Genomic DNA, 2,880 nt, shown 5'->3' on the forward strand with positions numbered 1-2,880 from the left:
TGCTTGCGGTGCTCTACCCCACGCCGCGCCGTGACGTGCGCAGCGTCGCCGACCTGCAGAGCGCTATCGCGGCACTCAAGGACGGAGACTACGTGAGCCTGCTGGTGCAGTCGATGGACCCGAGACTGGGACAGCGCGTGGTCAATCTCCGTATCGGGGGCTGACGGGCGCCGTCTCGCGCTTCGCGCACTGAGATCTGAGATCTCAGCGTGAGAAGTGAACGGTGAGCTTGAGAAGTGAGCCCGGATAGAAGCGAGACATCCGCTACCCAGAAGTGAGAAGCGAGGACCAACGCGCTCGCTTCTCACCTCGGGGGCACGGATGTCTCGCTTCTATCCGGGCTCTTTTCTTTCTCTCGCCGCTCGATGCGCCCGCTCGAATCTCAGCTCTCTGCAGCCAGAGGTCAGTGCCCGAACAGGTAGAGCGACCCCCCTACCTGTATTCTCGTCTGCGTCGTCTCGTACTGCCCCACCGTGCTGTTCGAGAGCTGGGCCGCCTGGGTCAGCTTGCCGAAGGTCCAGAGGGCGGTGCCATTCACGGCGAGCTGTGGACTGAGGAACAACTGCACCCCGCCGCCCGCCGTGGGGGCGATCTCCTCGAAGTCCCGACCGGCGTTGGCCGAGCGTGCGGTGGCTCCGCCGGTGGCGAACACGCGCAGCGGTGAGCCCGCGCCGGGGAACAGGTTCAGACGCAACAGCGCATCGTACTGTGAGACCGTGACGCTCGTAGTGCCGGAACGCCCCGAGAGCACACTGCGATCGAAGTTCGCCAGCACCGAGACGGTGTTGTTGAGGCCGATACCGGCGTGGAGGCCGAACCCGCCTCCGAAATCGAGATTCTCCGCCGCCGACTTCGCATCGAGCGACGACCCGGCATACTGAATGCCAAGGAACAGCCCCTTGGTCGACTGCGCCGTTGCCGTCGAGAGCGGCGCGAAGGCGAGTGCGAGACCGGCCGCGATAACACCACTGAGCTGCCGACGAGCAAGCGTGAATGCCATGATCGCTCCGTTTTCGTGTAGGGATTGGAACAGGACCCGGCGTGTGTACGCCGTTTCTCAGTCCGTATTGATGAAGCGGTAGAGCACCCGAATCAAGCGATACGCGTCGGGCATGCTGTCACGCGTGAACTCCACCGTCGTGGCGTTCACCAGCGTGATCTCGCGGAACGCCGCGGCCACCTCGGGAATTGTCCCGTCGCGCAATTCCATGCGCACCGTGTAGCGCGCCAGCCGCTCCGGCTTGCTGCGGCGAGCGTTCGCCACGGCGGCCTTCGCGCTTTCCTGAATCTCGCGACGCGTCTCCGCCAACGGCCGCAGTTCCACCGCCCGTGAGTTGATGGCCCGCTTCACCACCACACCACGGACATCGGGTACGGTGGCGCGCTGCTCTTCCACAGCCACGTCATCGCCGGTCACCATCACGACCGGCACACCGTACCAGCGCGCCATGAATGCGTTCATGCCGCCCTCACCAACGGAGAGCCCGTTGATCTGCAGGTCGCGCAATACCCCCGACCCGGTGTGCGCGAATACACCACGCGGCGATCCGGCCTTCGCGTGGTAGCCCACGAAGATCACCGCATCGAACGTCGAGTCGAGCCCTTCCATCATGCCATGGCGCTTGAAGCTGTGGCTGATGAGTCGCACGCGCGGGTCGAGATCTTCAGGAAGCAGGTTGCGCTGACTCCCGTGGGAATCGTTCACCACCACCTCCGTCGCGCCCCCGTCGAATGCGCCCCGAATCGCCGCATTCGCGTCTTCGGCCATCAGCTTTCGCGCACGGCCGTACTCGGCGCCGGCGGCCGAGGTCTGGTTGTCACCGTTGACCCCGCTGATACCCTCCATGTCGACGGAGATGTACACCTTGCGCGCCTGGGCCTCGGCGCGAGTGGCGGGGGTAGCCAGTGCAACGAACGCCACGCACGAAGCGACGAGTACGGAACGCATCATGGTTGGAATCGGTGGAGTGAAGAGAACTGGCATCAGCGGCATCCCGGCATGCGAAACGCCCCGATGCGGGTGGAGTACTGCGTAGCGCCGGCACGGAGATAATCGCCCACGTACCAGATCGTGCAATCGTCTGACGGATCCACCGCGGTCTGCGTGTAGTCTTCCCATCGGAGGGTGCCGGCCTGCGAGGCCTCGCCCGCGGCAAGAGTGACTTCACGAAAGCCGAGCGTGCCCTTGGCGTGCCCTGGCGACCGGCCGGCGAAGCGCTGGCCCGGGTAGATGCGCCCGTCACCGGCTGAATAACCGATTCCGATGTTGCCGACACGATCCATCGCGGCGCTCGGCAACCAGCGATACAGACTGTCAAACGCGAGCGTACCCTGCTGATACAGCGACACTGCTCCACGACGGGTGGCGCGGAGCTCGTACCAGCGTACCCCGCCGGTTCCGTTCTCGGTGTTGATGCTGTGCGTGGCCACCATCGCGCCATGGCTTCCGAACTGCCGATACGCGAGCCGCGGCATGAGCTTGTCGCCCTGCGCATCGAGACGCCGCTCCACACCGGGCTGCGGAACACAATTGGTGAGCTGGCCGCCGCACAGGTAGCGATACGGGGCCACCGCAATGCGCTCGGGGCCCGTGAATGTCGTGCGAGACGTATCACGCCAATTCACCGCAAAACGCCACAGCTGCAGCTCGTCGCTCTCGACGATCCCGCGCAACTGCGTCCCACCCGCCGCCAACACGAGGTTGGGGGAGCCCGGCGGCGGCAACGCGCGTCCATCGAGATCTGACGTATTCAGAAAATTCACATCGGGCACGATGCGACAGAGCTCGCGTGCCGCGTCACCACGCAGCATGCGCGCACGCTCCGCCACGCACACGTGCTTTTCGATCACCTCGTCGCCGGTACTCGTGGGCACGTAGTA

General features: G+C 65.0%; 2 protein-coding genes and 1 pseudogene. All 3 read right to left on the reverse strand.

Going from position 1 to position 2,880, the window contains the following annotated elements; genetic code table 11:
• Positions 1 to 403: 403 nt before the first annotated feature.
• Positions 404 to 1,000 carry an outer membrane beta-barrel protein gene (locus tag ACIQ6O_RS15690; RefSeq protein WP_396208716.1) on the reverse strand — a complete coding sequence of 199 codons (597 nt, stop codon included), beginning with the start codon at positions 998 to 1,000 and terminating at the stop codon, positions 404 to 406.
• Between the two features lie 57 nt (positions 1,001 to 1,057).
• Positions 1,058 to 1,951, reverse strand: coding sequence for a M55 family metallopeptidase (locus ACIQ6O_RS15695; RefSeq protein ID WP_396208717.1), 894 nt, complete (start codon positions 1,949 to 1,951; stop codon positions 1,058 to 1,060).
• A 32-nt stretch (positions 1,952 to 1,983) separates the two neighbouring features.
• A pseudogene (locus ACIQ6O_RS15700) lies at positions 1,984 to 2,880 on the reverse strand (hypothetical protein); the annotation flags it as partial.

Origin of the sequence: Gemmatimonas sp., assembly GCF_044345575.1 — a bacterium.
Classification (GTDB): Bacteria; Gemmatimonadota; Gemmatimonadetes; order Gemmatimonadales; family Gemmatimonadaceae; genus Gemmatimonas.

Bases quoted from the DNA above. Each gene is read 5' to 3' on its own strand.
- ACIQ6O_RS15690 (WP_396208716.1), bottom strand. From the start codon at position 1,000: ATGGCATTCACGCTTGCTCGTCGGCAGCTCAGTGGTGTTATCGCGGCC.
- ACIQ6O_RS15695 (WP_396208717.1), bottom strand. From the start codon at position 1,951: ATGATGCGTTCCGTACTCGTCGCTTCGTGCGTGGCGTTCGTTGCACTG.